This window comes from Pseudomonas sp. C321, assembly GCF_055407105.1.
Genome location: NZ_JBUZRB010000008.1, coordinates 52,848 through 66,997, shown reverse-complemented (window position 1 = coordinate 66,997; position 14,150 = coordinate 52,848). Strand labels below are relative to the sequence as shown.

At 59.4% G+C, this 14,150-nt stretch carries 10 protein-coding genes and 2 pseudogenes; 1 reads left to right on the top strand and 11 read right to left on the bottom strand.

Going from position 1 to position 14,150, the window contains the following annotated elements; all coding sequences use genetic code 11:
• Positions 1 to 2 precede the first annotated feature (2 nt).
• The 10 genes and pseudogenes from ACZRJ6_RS21730 to ACZRJ6_RS21685 form a co-directional block, all read right to left on the bottom strand.
• Positions 3 to 1,337, bottom strand: a complete 1,335-nt coding sequence (locus ACZRJ6_RS21730; RefSeq protein ID WP_463970033.1) for an HlyD family type I secretion periplasmic adaptor subunit — start codon at positions 1,335 to 1,337, stop codon at positions 3 to 5.
• A complete protein-coding gene (locus ACZRJ6_RS21725; protein WP_463970032.1) occupies positions 1,334 to 3,085 on the bottom strand; it encodes a type I secretion system permease/ATPase in 1,752 nt (583 codons plus the stop codon). Before ACZRJ6_RS21725 ends, ACZRJ6_RS21730 begins: the two co-directional genes overlap by 4 nt.
• A 192-nt stretch (positions 3,086 to 3,277) precedes the next feature.
• Positions 3,278 to 3,649: an AprI/Inh family metalloprotease inhibitor gene (locus ACZRJ6_RS21720; protein ID WP_463970107.1), complete on the bottom strand. Its 372-nt coding sequence runs from the start codon at positions 3,647 to 3,649 to the stop codon at positions 3,278 to 3,280.
• A gap of 86 nt (positions 3,650 to 3,735) precedes the next feature.
• Positions 3,736 to 5,169, bottom strand: a complete 1,434-nt coding sequence (locus ACZRJ6_RS21715; RefSeq protein WP_463970031.1) for a serralysin family metalloprotease — start codon at positions 5,167 to 5,169, stop codon at positions 3,736 to 3,738.
• Between the two features lie 423 nt (positions 5,170 to 5,592).
• On the bottom strand, positions 5,593 to 6,693 hold the full coding sequence (locus ACZRJ6_RS21710) for a DmpA family aminopeptidase (protein ID WP_463970030.1): 1,101 nt from the start codon (positions 6,691 to 6,693) through the stop codon (positions 5,593 to 5,595).
• A 9-nt stretch (positions 6,694 to 6,702) separates the two neighbouring features.
• Positions 6,703 to 6,897 (bottom strand): annotated as a pseudogene (locus ACZRJ6_RS21705) (APC family permease); the annotation flags it as partial.
• A 162-nt stretch (positions 6,898 to 7,059) separates the two neighbouring features.
• Positions 7,060 to 7,422, bottom strand: a pseudogene (locus tag ACZRJ6_RS21700) (REP-associated tyrosine transposase); the annotation flags it as partial.
• Positions 7,423 to 7,489: 67 nt separating this feature from the next.
• Complete coding sequence (locus tag ACZRJ6_RS21695) at positions 7,490 to 8,569, bottom strand: polyamine ABC transporter substrate-binding protein (protein WP_463970029.1); 1,080 nt, start codon at positions 8,567 to 8,569, stop codon at positions 7,490 to 7,492.
• 124 nt (positions 8,570 to 8,693) lie between these two features.
• Positions 8,694 to 10,100: an NAD(P)/FAD-dependent oxidoreductase gene (locus tag ACZRJ6_RS21690; protein ID WP_463970028.1), complete on the bottom strand. Its 1,407-nt coding sequence runs from the start codon at positions 10,098 to 10,100 to the stop codon at positions 8,694 to 8,696.
• A 48-nt stretch (positions 10,101 to 10,148) separates the two neighbouring features.
• The gene (locus tag ACZRJ6_RS21685) at positions 10,149 to 10,973 is read right to left on the bottom strand and encodes an AraC family transcriptional regulator (protein ID WP_463970027.1); all 825 of its coding nucleotides are present in this window, start codon (positions 10,971 to 10,973) and stop codon (positions 10,149 to 10,151) included.
• Positions 10,974 to 11,229: 256 nt separating this feature from the next.
• Between ACZRJ6_RS21685 and ACZRJ6_RS21680 the strand changes: the two genes are divergently transcribed.
• The gene (locus ACZRJ6_RS21680) at positions 11,230 to 11,502 is read left to right on the top strand and encodes a DUF1652 domain-containing protein (protein WP_463970026.1); all 273 of its coding nucleotides are present in this window, start codon (positions 11,230 to 11,232) and stop codon (positions 11,500 to 11,502) included.
• A gap of 36 nt (positions 11,503 to 11,538) precedes the next feature.
• Here the strand turns inward: ACZRJ6_RS21680 and ACZRJ6_RS21675 are convergent, their stop codons facing one another.
• The gene (locus tag ACZRJ6_RS21675; protein WP_463970025.1) at positions 11,539 to 14,007 is read right to left on the bottom strand and encodes a UvrD-helicase domain-containing protein; all 2,469 of its coding nucleotides are present in this window, start codon (positions 14,005 to 14,007) and stop codon (positions 11,539 to 11,541) included.
• Positions 14,008 to 14,150: the final 143 nt, after the last annotated feature.

Here is a 14,150-nt window from a genome sequence, read left to right as displayed (position 1 = left end):
GCTCATTGCTCGGTCAACGCTGAGCCGGCGCGATCCAGCAGCGGCTTGAACAGGTAGTTGAGCAACGAGCGCTCACCAGTACGCACAAACATCTCGGCTGGCATGCCCGGCTTGATCACCAAGCCGTGGAGTTTTTCCAGGGCATCGTCGCTGACCGTGGTGCGCAGTACGTAATACGGCGCACCGGTTTTTTCATCGAGCATCTGGTCGGCGGAAATCAGGCTCACCTCTCCCGGCACTCGGGGCGTGCGACTCTGGTTGAAAGCGGTGAAGAGAATGTCCACCGGCAGGTGCATGCCGACCTTGTCCACCAGATTGACCGGCAGATGCCCCTCCACTTCCAGACGCGTGCCCTGGGGCACGATTTCCAACAGGGTTTCACCGGCGCGCACCACCGCGCCTTCGGTGTGCACGCCAAGGTTGACCGCGATGCCATCGGCCGGGGCGTTGATTTCGCTGTGCTGCAAGTCAAAACCGGCAGAGGTCAGCTGTTGCTCCAGGGTCAGGCTGCGCAGCTGTGCGTCAGCCAGTTGGCTGCGGACTTCCTTTTGGTATTCCTCGCTGTGCTGTTGCAATTTCAGGCGCGATTCAAGAATGCCTTGTTCAACGCGACCGCTTTCCCCGGTGTTCTGCGCCAGGTCCTGTTGCACCTGGGACAGTTGGCGCTGGTATTCCATCAGCCGGTTGCGTGGGATGTAGCCGTTGTCGGCCAAGGGTTGCAAGTTGCTCAGTTGATCGCGCAGGGATTGCGCCTGGGTGCTCAGGTCACTGCGCGCGCGGCGCATGCCATTCAATTGCGCGGTGGCGCCTTCGATGTTGGCGCGAATGCCGGCCTGCTCACGGGCTAAGGCTTCGCGGCGGCTACTGAACAGTTGGCGCTGGCCTTCAAGCACCAGGGCCAGGGCCGGATCGGGACTGGCGCTCAGCTCGGCCGGAAAGCTGATGCCAGGCAGGCTGTCGCGCTCGCTCTGCCAACGGGCGACGCTGGCCCAGGCCATGCGGTACTGGGCTTGCAAGGAATGGACGTCGGCCTGGTTTTGCGTCTGGTCGAGGCGAAACAGCGGTTGGCCTTGTTTCACCACTTCGCCCTCGCGCACCAGTATCCGGCTGACCACGCCGGGGCTGAGGGTTTGTACGGCCTTGCGTTTACCCGAGACCACCACCGTGCCCTGCACTGGAATGCCCTGATCCAGGGGCGCAAGGCTGGCCCAGAGAAAAAATCCGCCGGCGCCGACCACTGTCAACAGCCAGCCCAGGCGGGAGAAGAACCCTGCGCCGCGCTCGGGGTGGGTCTGTTCGTAGTCATGGTTGATTTGGGTGCTGTTATCGATGCTCATGCGCCTGGATTCCTTCCAGCTTGGTATTGACGGCTAAGACTGATGCCGGCCTTTTCCCGTGGCGGGTCCTGCTGACCTGACAACGCCCTGAGCACTTCCTGGCTGGGGCCGAAGGCTTGCAAGCGACCTTCGTTAAGCACCAGCAGCTTGTCGGCCTGGGCCAGGGCCGAGGAGCGATGGGTCACCAGGATCACGCTGCTGCCCTGGGTTTTCATCTGCATGATGGCGCTGGCCAGCGCCGCTTCACCGACGGTGTCGAGGTTGGAATTGGGCTCGTCGAGGACGATCAATCGCGGCCCGCCGTACAGCGCGCGAGCCAGGGCCACCCGTTGTTTCTGGCCACCAGAGAGGCCGCTGCCGTCGTCGCCCAGTACGGTGTCGTAGCCTTGGGGCAAACGCAGAATCAGTTCGTGTACGCCAGCTTGTTGGGCGGCCCGCACCACCAGATCGGGATCGGCTTCACGAAAGCGCGCGATGTTGTCGGCGATGCTGCCGCTGAACAGTTCGATGTCCTGGGGCAGATAACCGATGTGCGGGCCGAGGTCGTCGCGGTCCCAGCGATGGATATCGGCACCGTCCAGGCGCACGGTACCGGCCAGGGTTGGCCACACCCCGACCAGCACCCGCGCCAGAGTGGATTTGCCGGAGCCGGAGGCGCCCAGCACGCCGAGCACTTCGCCAGCCGCCAGGCTGAAGTTGACCTGTTGCAAGGTCGCCACCCGCCGCCCCGGCGGGCCTGCGCTGACCTGTTCGAAACTCACCTGGCCCTTGGGTGCCGGCAGCGCCATGTGTTCGGCCTGCGGGGGAAACTCTCGCAGCAGGCCGTCCAGGCGCTGATAGGCCAGCTTGGCCGAGCTCCACTGCTTCCACACCGCAATCAACTGGTCAATGGGGCTCAGCACCCGGCCCATCAGGATGGTGCCGGCAATCATCATCCCCGGCGTCATATCGCCCTTGATCACCAGCAGCGCGCCCAAACCCAGCACCAACGATTGCAGGCACAGGCGCAAAGACTTGCTCAGGGAACTGATCACCGAACCGGTGTCGCTGGCTTTGTTCTGCAAGCCAAGAAACCGCGAATGCACCTGAAACCAACGCTTGCGCAGCGCGCTGAGCATGCCCATGGCCTGTATGGTTTCGGCGTTGTGCAGGTGACTGGTGGCCAGTTGGGTGGACTGCTGGGAGTAGCCGCTGGCCTCACTCAGTGGTTTTTTGGTCAGGTATTCGTTAAGGCACGCCAGGGCGATCAGTAACACCGCGCCGGCACTGGCCAGCACGCCGAGCCAGACGTTGAACAGGAAGATCACCAGCAGGTAGATCGGAAACCACGGCGCATCAAAAAAGGCGAACAGCGCCGGCCCCGTAATGAACTGGCGAATGTGGGTCAAATCCCCCAGGGATTGCCCGGCATGGCCCTCGCCCCGCTGCAGGTTGCGCTCGAAGGCGGCCTTGTACACCTGCAAGTTGAAGCGCCGTTCCAACTGGCTGCCGATGCGGATCACGATAAAGCTGCGCACCACTTCCAGCACGCCGATAAAGGCAAAGAAGCCCACCACCATCAGCGTCAACATCACCAGGGTGGTTTCGTTCTGCGACGACAGGACACGGTCGTAGACTTGCAGCATGTAGATAGACGGCACCAACATCAGCACATTGATCAGTGCCGTGAAGCAGCCGACGCTGATCAGGATGCTTTTATAATCGCCAAGCGCTTTGAACAGTGGTGCAACGGGAGTGGTCTTCGCCATGTTGCTTGATCTTCCCTGAGCTGAAATACGCACAATAGTTTGCCGGGCGCCCAACTAACGGACGGGCAAAATTTCAAAAACATGAACATCGTTAAAAGTGACAGGCGAGCGAATGCACTTGCGTTAAATCACAACGCTTTATCAACCCAGGCTATGGACTTATAGTTATAAGGATATAACCGATAACTTGCGCTAATAAGGTGCCCGCTTCAATACGAGTACGGCTCCTGACTTGGAACGGCCTTGATATTCGCCCTCTTTCTGGCGATTCAAATGGGTAATACCTGTGCCCTCGGCATTCATCAGCCAAATGCCATCGGGTGTCGGCGACCAACTCCGCAGGTTATCCCCCAGCCATTGTTCGGCGCAGGCTACGTCCCCGCCCAGGGCGCTGGCGTTTTCAATCAAGTCCAGCGCGCAAACCTGCTCCTGCTGGTGTAACTCCCAGTGGCCGGCCAACTGCGCGGTGGTGGGTAAAACAAGACTGCTTGCCATTGCGTTGGCTCCTGCCGACACGAGCACTGCCTGTATGAACCAGGCGACTGCATTGCGATATATGTTCATCACCATTACCCGTTTGCGGGGCTGTTGCAAGGAGAGAGCAGCGCCTGAGCGCCGCTCCCCTTTACACATGTATCCTTACGCCTGAATCAAGCCACGACGTCGCTGAACGCTGCCTGGCCTACGGTGGTGACGAGGAAGTCCGCCACACCGTGCCCGGAAAAGTCCACGGCCAGCGTGCCCAGGTTGGTACCCGAGGTATAGCTGAGCACCGCGTCGCCGGCTGCACCAGTGAACGCGTTAACAAAGTGCAGGCCCGCGCCGTTGGTGATGCCGGTCAAGTCGATCTTGTCCGACCCCGAGGTGAAGTCGAGGATCTGATCGGCTGCGCCCGGCCTGGAATCAGAGCTGGCACCGAACACAAAGGTGTCCGAACCTGCGCCGCCCCACAGCTTGTCGGCACCTGCGCCGCCGTAGATCAGGTCGTTGCCGGCCCCACCCTTGAGGGTGTTGGCCGCTGCGTTGCCGATCAGCAGGTCATTGCCGGAACCGCCCAGGGCGTTTTCCACGGTCACGCCCTTGGCAATGGACACGTTACCCACCAGGCCGCCAACGTCGGAGAACGAGGTCTCATTGAGGTTGATTTTCTGGTTCTGGGTAAAGCCGGAGAAGTCCAGCGTGTCGTTGCCGCCACCGTCCCACACCGAGAACACCAGCTTGTCGGCATTCGAGGAAGCACTGAGGAAATCACGCCCAGTGTTGGAGTTGAAGCCGTAGGTGGTGTCGCTGGCGCGGGTATTGAAGTTGGCGCCGTAGAGCTTCTGGATCGCGGCGATGTCGTCGATCAGCGGGCCGGACGCGTAGGCTTCCACACCGCCTTTGCTGAAGTTCTGATTGGTGTTGCTCTCGCTCCAGTAACTCATGAGGCTGTAGCCGCGAGTGTCCTGGCCGTAGGTGGCATCGTTGTAGGTTGGGTTGCCATTCCCGGCGTTGTAGTCGCCAGGGTGGGCCAGACCCAGGGTGTGGCCGATCTCGTGGGTCAGCGTCTGGCGGCCATAGTTGTTCAGGCCTGGGGTCTTGTTCGGCGTGTAGCTGTTGTTGATCAGGTACCACGAGGTACCGTCATAACCGGTGCCGGTACCCGGCAGATAGGCAAAGGCTGCCGCGCCGTCCTGGCCGCCGCTGTAATTGCCGAAGGTCATGTGCCCGTCGCCGCCGCTGGCCTTCTCGGTGAAGTTGACGTTGGCCACGTCCGCCCAGGACTGCATGGCCAATACCGCCTGGCCTTTTTGCAGGGTGCTGAACTGGCTGAACCCGGAAATACCATGCTTGTTCATGGTGCTCGAAGAGGCCGAGGTGAGGAAGGTGTAGGTCAGGTCAATCTTGCTGTTACCGTCAAAATCCCGGTACGCGGCGCCGTCTCGCAACAGCTGGGTGGCTGCCTGGTCGACGGTGTAGGAGGGTTTGCCATTGACCGTGAGATTACCGCCGCGGTCATACAAATGGCTGAAGCTATCGATTTGCGTATAGGCAGTACTTGCTTGGGCCGCCGATACAATAGCTTTGTCTTTAACTTTCGACATAAACGTACTTCCTTGTTTGCAACTGGAACAGTTTTTGTCCGACAGGACCCTCTCTGGCGAGATTGTCCTATCACTCGCCTCTTATGAAGGCGAAAGAAAACTGACACAATTGGAAATCGGTCGTCCAGCACTTTTTTTGTGACAAAAGTACAATTGGCGAATAACTCCTGCAAACAATGGTCAAGGTGTCTTAATATTTATTTTGATTGGCCGTGAGAGGCCAAGCCCGATATTTAAATATTAAATACTACTAAAGCGTTATTTGTTGAGTAGCTCACACTTCTGACTATTTTTAATGGATCAAATATATTGCCAGGGGTGCACTAGGAAAGTGTCACCGTGTCATTGGCAACATTAAAGAGCCACTACCTTTAACAATATTGACAGTGCGTCCCCAATGACAGGGACAGCACAAAACCCTTTTTACCGAGCATGCCAGCCGGTAGTGCGCAACGCCTCAAGCAGCGTTTGCGCATTCAGCCCCGGCACCCGCACACCATCCTCGGTGGTCATGTCTTCCCCGGCCAGCATCGCATTGATGATCGCCTCTTCTACCGCCTCTGCCGCCGCGCTGAACAAGGGCGAAATGTGATCGTTATTGACCATGGCCAACGGCGTACTTAACGGCAAATCCTTGCGCCCATAATCCGCCGGCGGTAAATCCTGGTTGCCGGTAGCAAAGGCCAGGAACAGATCGCCACTGGAATCCTCGGTGCCGCCCCCGGTACGGGCGATGCCGATAGACGCTCGCTGTGCCAGGCGCTGGCACTGGTGCGGCAGCAACGGCGCATCGGTGGCCAGGATGACCACGATCGACCCCATTCCCGGTGTTCCACGGTCGGCAAACGGCGACGGGATCTCCAGCAAATACCGGCCCACCGGGTAGCCGTCGACGCGTAATTCCTGGCGTTTGCCATGGTTGGCCTGCACCAGCGCGCCGACAGTCCAGCCGCCCTGCTCCGTCGACAACTTGCGCGATGCCGTGCCGATCCCTCCCTTGAACTCATGACAAATCATCCCGGTGCCACCACCTACCGCGCCCTCCGGTACCGGGCCCGACTCGGCATTGGCCAAGGCCTCGCGCACGTGCTGCGGGCCGATGTGCTGGCCCCAGATACCGTTGAGCAGGCCGTCGTAGGTTTCCATCACCACTGGCATGCACCAGTACACCGCGGGGTCGGCAAGTGTCTCTCGCTCCAGGGCAATCAGCGTATCCCGCACAATGCCGATGCTATGGGTATTGGTGATCGCCAACGGCGTGGTCAGCAATCCCGACTCGCCAATCCACTCCAGCCCGGTGGCGTCGCCATTGCCGTTGAGCACGTGGTAGCCGGCAAAGCATGGCTGTTGCCGGGCCGCACCGGCTCTGGGCTGGATCACCGTGACGCCAGTGCGGACCTGTTTGCCATTGGCCTGGGTCTTGACTGTGCTGTGGCCGACCCGGACACCGGGAACGTCGGTAATGGCATTCAACTCACCGGGCGTGCCCAACCCCAGCTTGATACCCAATTGACGTGCGCGCATAACCACTCCTTACAGTTTCTGAAAAGCCGGACTCGACCGGCCACTGACACAATACAAAATCACCGACACCGCCAGCAGGCCGATGATGACCATGATGTCCCGAGTCGATGCCCCAAGGATCAGGTTGAACAATAGATAACCGGCACCCAATAGCGCCAGGATCGCCGGCACCGGCCACAGCGGCATGCGATAAGGATGCTCGCGGATGACGAACACCGAACTGGCCGGGGTTACTGCGACGACCGTGTTGCCACAAACGTAGCCTCGCTGGGGCTCGACAACTGCTACGGTAGACGGACCTCCACGCTCGTAGCAGTTGTCGAGCTTAAGCGAGGCTACGTCCGGCCGCGCAGCGGTCGTAAAGTCTCAAAGCCACCACACATCCCAAAGCGGATAATCGTGAACACGGCTCACCAACCCCGCCCGAACCGGATTGCAAACAACATAGCGAGCAAAGTCCTTTAGATCTTCCTCCCCACGCATACCGCGGTCGTGATACCCCTTCTGCCAAAGCGCGCCTTTGCGGCCCAGAACACGATTGACCGTCAAACTGCTGCGCGATTTTATTCGGCACATCAGTTCAGCCAATGTCCGGTCGTGAAGCTGGACCAGCCAGTGAAGATGATCAGGCATGACCACATAGGCCAATGAGCTTGCCCAGCCATCTTCGTGCGCCAGGCGGATTTGCCTGACAACCAGCCGTCCCAATCGCCAATCGCTGAAAATCGGGGAGGCAAGGAAGCTACAGGTTTCGACGCTTAAACAGAGGCATCGATGAACTACGAAATATTGCCAATCAACTCCCGGTACGAATCTTGTTCCAGGTGCGCGTGCGTATCCGGTCGATGTTCAGCGGCATCGCTTCCAGCGCAAACAATTTGCCCATCATCTCCTCGCTCGGATACACCTTGGTATCACTCTTGATCGCCGGGTCCACCAGGCTGTCGGACGCCGCGTTGCCGTTGGCGTAATGCACGAAGTTGGTAATGTCGGCCATCACTGGCGGACGCAGCAGATAGTTCATGAACGCGTAGCCGGCCTTCTCGTTCGGGGCGTCGGCAGGCATGGCGACCATGTCGAACCAGATGGCGGCGCCTTCCTTGGGAATGTTGTAGCCGATGTTCACGCCGTTCTTGGCTTCCTTGGCGCGGCTTTCGGCCTGCAGGACGTCGCCGGAGAAACCGACCACCACGCAGATGTCACCGTTGGCCAGGTCGCCGGTGTATTTCGAGGAGTGGAAGTAGGCGATGTAGGGCCGCACTTTCATCAGCAGCGCTTCGGCTTTCTTGTAGTCCTCGGGGTTCTTGCTGTGATGGGGCAAGCCCAGGTAGTTGAGGGCAATGGGCAGCAGTTCCGGACCGTTGTCCAGGATCGCCACCCCGCATTTGCTGAGTTTTTCCATGTATTGAGGCTTGAAAATCAGATCCCAGGAATTCACTGGCGCGTCGTCCCCCAGGATCGCCTTGACCTTGTCGATGTTGTAGCCAATGCCGGTGCTGCCCCACAGGTACGGGAAGCCGTACTCGTTGCCCGGATCGTTGGTTTCCAGGGCCTTGAGCAGCACCGGGTTGAGGTTCTTCCAGTTGGGCAACAGGCTTTTGTCGAGTTTCTTCAACGCCTTGCCCTGAATCTGACGGGCCATGAAGTGGTTGGACGGGAACACCACGTCGTAGCCGGAGTTACCGGTCATCAACTTGCCATCGAGGGTCTCGTTGCTGTCATACACGTCGTAACTGAAGCCGATCCCGGTTTCTTTCTGGAAGTTCTTGGTGGTGTCCGGCGCGATATAGCTGGACCAGTTGTAGATCTTTACTGTCTCGGCGGCGTGACTGAGGGAGGCCACCAACAACAAGGGCAACAGGACAATGGGTCTCATGGTTCGATTTCCTGGCGGTTATAGGGCTGTTTTTATGGCAGGCGATCAAAGATCAAAGATCAAAGGGTTACAGAATCAGCACGTAGGTTTTGCTCATGGTCATACCTGTGGTGATTGAAACGGCTTAGTGCATGAACCCTTCCATGAACCCGGCGACGCTGCTGGCCAGCTTGCGCCGCCAGGGCGCGGTATTGCGGTTGGCCAAGGTCTGGTCTTCGTGGACAAAGCTGCGAATGATCGCGTTGTAGCCCAGCCAGCGGCAGGGTTCGGGCTCCCAGGCCTTGAGGGCATTGAGGCCGCCTTGTTTGAGGACCCAGGGCTGATGGACCAGCGGCGTATCGTGGCCCAGGATCAGGTCCGCCAGGGTGCGGCCGCCGAGGTTGCTGGCCCCTACCCCTTCACCGCCGTAACCGCCGGACAAGGCGATGCCGGTCTGCTGATCGCAGAGCATGTGCGGCTTGAAACGCCGCGACATGCCCAGGTTGCCGCCCCAGGCGTGGCTGATGCGCACCTTCTTGAGCTGGGGAAAGAGTTCGCCGAACAAGTAGCGGCGCAGCTCCACTTCACTGTCGGTAAGGTCGAAGTTGTGCCGCAACTTGCCGGCAAACTGATAACCGCCGCGGGCGCCGAATACCAGGCGGTTGTCGGCGGTGCGCTGGCCGTAGGTCACCTGGCGGCTGCTTTCGCCAAAGGCCTGGCCACGGTTCAGGCCAATTTCATCCCAGGTGCTGACCGGTAGCGGTTCGGTCGCGACGATCAGGCTTTGCACGGGCAGTTGATAGCGCCCCAATGGCGCCAGCGTGGTGGCATAACCCTCAACCGCCGGCACTATCCAGGAGCCGCGAACCTGAGCCTTGTCGGTACGCAGGCTACCGGACTGCCAATGGGTCACCGGGCTGTTTTCGTAGATCTGGACTCCCATGTGCTCGACGACCCGCGCCAACCCCCGCACCAGTTTGGCCGGTTGAATGGTCGCGACATGGGGCGCATAGATGCCGCCGTAGGGCTTGGCGATGCGAATCTGCTCGGCCAATTGCTCAGGGCTCAGCCAGCGATAGTCGTCGTCGGTGAGGCCTTGCGCATGGAGCTTGCCCAGATACTGGCGCAAGCTTGTTTCCTGCTCGGGATAGCGCGCTGCGCAGTACAGCGCCCCGCCCTTGCGGTAGTCGCAGTCGATGTCTTCACGTTCGATCACCCGCGCCACTTCGTCGGGGATGCCATGCAGCAGGTCGAAAGAAGCGCGACGCTGCTCGGCGCTCAGGCCTGCGAGCAAGCGGTCTTCCCCCAGCAGATTGCCCATCAGCCAGCCGCCATTGCGGCCTGATGCACCGAAACCAGCGGTTTGCGCCTCGATGATGGCGATTTTCAGCTGCGGCGCCTGGCGCTTGAGGTAATAGGCGGTCCACAGTCCGGTATAACCAGCGCCGATGATGGCCACGTCGACGTCCAGATCTTGCTCCAGGGACGGGCGTGCCACCAGCGGTTCTGCCAACTGGTCCATCCATAAACTGATATTGCGCCATGCCGGCATGCCGAACTCCACCACCAAACGTCGATGGCGTGATCCTAGTGCCTGATATCAGGGAGCGTCTTGCGCGCGTGCACGCAAAGAAATTTGCTTGACGTAGGCCTTGGGCGACAAGCCGGTGTGTTGGCGGAAACAGCTGTAGAAAGCCGACAGGGAATTGAAGCCGGCGGCAAAGGCCAACTCGTCGATACGAATCGGCGGTGTGGCTTTATCCAGGGCTGCCAGCAAATGCTGCAAACGCGCCTGGTTGACGTAGCGGTAAAAGCTCTGGCCCAGCACCTGGTTCAACAGATAGGAAATCTGGTTGCGGCTGTAGCCGCACTCCTTGGCCACCCGCTGCAGGTCCAGCTCGGGGTCGAGATAAGGTTGCTGGTGCTGGAAGTACTGCTGCAAATCGTTGGCCAGGTAGCTCAACTGTTGGGGCGATAAACCCAGGCGGCTGACTGTCGGGCGCAGGGCCTGGTCGCGGGAACGACTGGTGGGCTGCTCATGCACCAGTGATGCATATTCATTGACCCGCCAGATCAAACCATCGCGCACAGTGATCGCTTCACTGGTGCGAAATGACACCAGGCCCTGGCCGCCACGCAAGGTCACGCGGTACTGAATAAACGCCGTGTCGCCGTCCACGCGGATGCGGTCACTGTGCTCAATGGCTTCGTCCGGGTCGCGGGGCATGCTCGCGTGCAAGTACTCGCGCAGCTCAGCGAACCCAACTACGCGGTTCTGGAAGAAGTCGTTGTATTGGATATCCGGGTGATAGTGCGCCATCACGCCATCCAGGTCCCGCCGTTTCCAGCACAGGTGATGACGCAGGACGATCTCGCCGGTGGCTTGCGTCTGTTGGTGGGTATCGTCCGGGACGGTGTCGGGCATACAACGCTCTAATGCAGGTAAAGCCTGGAGCTTGCCCAACTTTACAGGCGCCTTCAATGGCAAACGGGCGGTTCCGACTAATGGCCTTTTGCCTAATTTTTTGTGGAACATGACCTACGTCAAAATAATGGAAAACAACTGCCGAACGGGCACAAAAAACTGCCTCGGTGTTGCGAGTGAGTGCTATTTTTAACCCTTAATGGTCAGGACCATAGAAGGACCTGGCGCCCCTGTCGCGAGCTAAAGGAAGCGCTCAATGAACAAGGTGGGCAACATGAATAAAGTGACGTTCCCCAACGCCTGCCAGCTGATGCGTTGGCATTTTCACCCACTGGGCTTTGAAGGGAGCATGGACGCCCAGGCAAGCATGATCGCCCGCCTGTTCAACCGGGAAAGCGGCGAAACCCTGATTGCCATCGCCGGCCTGCCCTGCGCCACGGTAATGAATGCGGCGGATGTCGAGCGCATCATCGAAGCGATCGAGGACGAGTTGGAGTCGTTTGTGCCGCCGGCGTCTCTGCGGGCCTGAACTCCACCGATATTTCAGGAGCGAGCAAGCTCGCTCCTATGCTTTTGATCCGCGCTGATCATCAAAAAACGGCTTGTCTCCAGCAACCCGATCCGATGCCTTAGGCACATTCGCCCCTTGGCCGTCCTGCCCCTCGATGTACCAATAGCAATGGCTCACCGCCCGGGTAATCCCGACATAGGCAAGGCGCAGCACCTCATCCTTTTGCGCGGTGTCATAGGCCTCCATATCGCCATCCTTGCCCAAACCCGCCATGCGATAGACCTGGTTCTTGTAAGGCGAACGGGTCAAATGCTGGCAATCCCCCAACAGGAAAACCGCATCTGCCTGCAATCCCTTAGCGCTGTGATAGGTCAGTTGCTTAAGCCGCCGCGCCGCTGGCGGCAAGCTAGAATCAAGATTAACTACAGACTGAATATGCTCTTGAATCAACAGTTTATCGCTGCTTTTTCGATACAACATTAATACAGAATCGCCCTTCTGATAGTGCGCCGATAGCTGCCTTGCCAGGCTGGCATCATCCCGCTCACGCACCGTTACCGGCACCAGTGGCTTGGGCGCGCCGCTGGCCTTGGCCTTCTTGCCGCTGATAGCTGGCGCAGCTTTAACGATGTGCTCGGCGGCATCGATGATGTGCTGATGGCTGCGGTAGTTTTCCCCCAGCATCACCCGCGTCGTACTGGGCGACGGGAATTCCTTGCTGAACTCCATGAAATACTTGGGCGAACTGCCGCGCCAGCCATAGATCGACTGCCAGTCGTCCCCCACACACAACAACGAGGAGTGCTGGGCACCGCGGCCGACGTGCATCGCCGGGCCGCGACTGCGAATTTCTCGCAGGCTGGCACGGACCCACGAGACGATCTGCGGCGAGACGTCCTGGAACTCGTCGATCATCAGGTGCGACATCGGCCGCAGCAGCCCGTCGCTGAGCAACTTGAGGTTTTCCGGGGTGTTTTCGCCAAACAGCGAGAACATCCGGTTATAGGTCATGACCGGCGGCGACTGGTCAAGCAGGTGGTCTTCCAGGGCTTTCCAGAAAACACTCAGGGCTTCGAAGAAGAAGCGATCCGGGTCGTCCTTGGCAAAACTCATCTGGCCTACGGCGGTGGGCACATCCAGGCCCAGGTTCTCGATAAACCCGGCGGCGGTGACAAAACTGTCCAGCAGCGGCGCCGATGCCAGTTCGCCCTTGACCTTGTAATCGAAGCCCGGCCCGGCAGTAGCATCCCCGGCAAGGCTGCTTAAAAGACGCTTTGAAGACTCATAACTTTCAAGCCATATCAATGGCTTACGACAGAAAGCTTGAAACAGGGTGCGCTTTACCGCCCACTCCGCTCGCACCGACAACTTGGCGCCTAGACGGCTGATCTGGGCATTCTCCCGAGGATCGAAGCCCAGCACCACCCAGGCGTCCAACTCGGCAACGTAGCCATGGCAATGGAACCGCGCGCCGTTGATTTCAACCACTTGGCGATTCGGCTCAATACCCTTGATCGGCCAGGCGCCGGCCCTGAACCACAGGTCTTCAATCACATCGCACAGCTCTTCGTCGCGCTTGGCCGCCAGTTCCGTCACCGCCACGCGCTTTTGCACGTCGGGGTGGTCTCGCTCCAGTTCCTTGAGTTGCAGGGCATGGCGAGCCAGTGGTGCAATCAGCTCGCGAAAGCGCTCGTGTCGCCCGTAAAGCCCGTGATAGCAGGCGTTCAGCTGTTGACGCTGGGTGTCGTTGATGCGCAGTTCAAAGGGGTTGCTGTCAACCTCATCAAAACCCGCCTCTATGCGCACATTGAGATTTTCAAACGCTTGCAGTCGCTCAAAGCCCGGCAGACTGCGAACCATCGGCAGGATGCGCGAGTGAAAGGTGCGCACCACCGCTTGGGCCTCTTTGATTCCAATGGTTTGGCCCCAAAGGTTGAGAACTTCCATGAGTTTGCTGATGAAGTCCTTGCGTGACTCGCGGGTGAAGGTCACCACCGTCATTGAACTGAGCTCAAAGCCCAGGTAATGGGTCAACAGCAAGATACGCAACACCAGCGAGGTCGATTTACCCGCGCCTGCTCCGGCAATCACCGACGTGGACGGCGTATCGCTGAAAATCATCTTCCACTGAGCGAGGCTCGGCTGGGCGTGAGCCGGCAGCAATCGTGCAACGTCAGCCTTGATGCGTTTTTTCAGTTCCGCCGTCAGAGGCAGCCGCCAATCGTCAAACAGGCTGTCGTCGACGCCTGGAGCACGATGCTCGTCGGGGCGAAAGTCACGGATCAGCAAGACCTGCCGGCCTTCCTCGATGCCGTCAAGCTTGCCTTCCTGATAGCCGTACTCCACGCCCGCCGTATGACCGCTGCGAAAGCCGTCTGCCTGACCATGCAACCAGGAGAAGCGGTGCTGGGCGCGCAGGCGCGTCAGGCCGTGACCGAACAAGCGGGCGGCAAGGCGTTTCAACAGGGGCATTTCGGCCAGGGGCCGCAGTTCGGGAGGAAGATCGGGGGTGTGTTGCGGCACGCGGACTCCTGCGACGGCTTTATACGGACGGGAAGCCTATGGTCGCCGGAATCCGCTATCAGTTCTAGTCAATTGCTTTGTGCTCATGCAGTTAGGCGATGAAGTGAAGCTTCAGCCATAAGTCATCACCCGGTACAAACATC

Bases quoted from the DNA above. Each gene is read 5' to 3' on its own strand.
- ACZRJ6_RS21730 (WP_463970033.1), bottom strand. From the start codon at position 1,337: ATGAGCATCGATAACAGCACCCAAATCAACCATGACTACGAACAGACC.
- ACZRJ6_RS21725 (WP_463970032.1), bottom strand. From the start codon at position 3,085: ATGGCGAAGACCACTCCCGTTGCACCACTGTTCAAAGCGCTTGGCGAT.
- ACZRJ6_RS21720 (WP_463970107.1), bottom strand. From the start codon at position 3,649: ATGAACATATATCGCAATGCAGTCGCCTGGTTCATACAGGCAGTGCTC.
- ACZRJ6_RS21715 (WP_463970031.1), bottom strand. From the start codon at position 5,169: ATGTCGAAAGTTAAAGACAAAGCTATTGTATCGGCGGCCCAAGCAAGT.
- ACZRJ6_RS21710 (WP_463970030.1), bottom strand. From the start codon at position 6,693: ATGCGCGCACGTCAATTGGGTATCAAGCTGGGGTTGGGCACGCCCGGT.
- ACZRJ6_RS21695 (WP_463970029.1), bottom strand. From the start codon at position 8,569: ATGAGACCCATTGTCCTGTTGCCCTTGTTGTTGGTGGCCTCCCTCAGT.
- ACZRJ6_RS21690 (WP_463970028.1), bottom strand. From the start codon at position 10,100: ATGCCGGCATGGCGCAATATCAGTTTATGGATGGACCAGTTGGCAGAA.
- ACZRJ6_RS21685 (WP_463970027.1), bottom strand. From the start codon at position 10,973: ATGCCCGACACCGTCCCGGACGATACCCACCAACAGACGCAAGCCACC.
- ACZRJ6_RS21680 (WP_463970026.1), top strand. From the start codon at position 11,230: ATGAACAAGGTGGGCAACATGAATAAAGTGACGTTCCCCAACGCCTGC.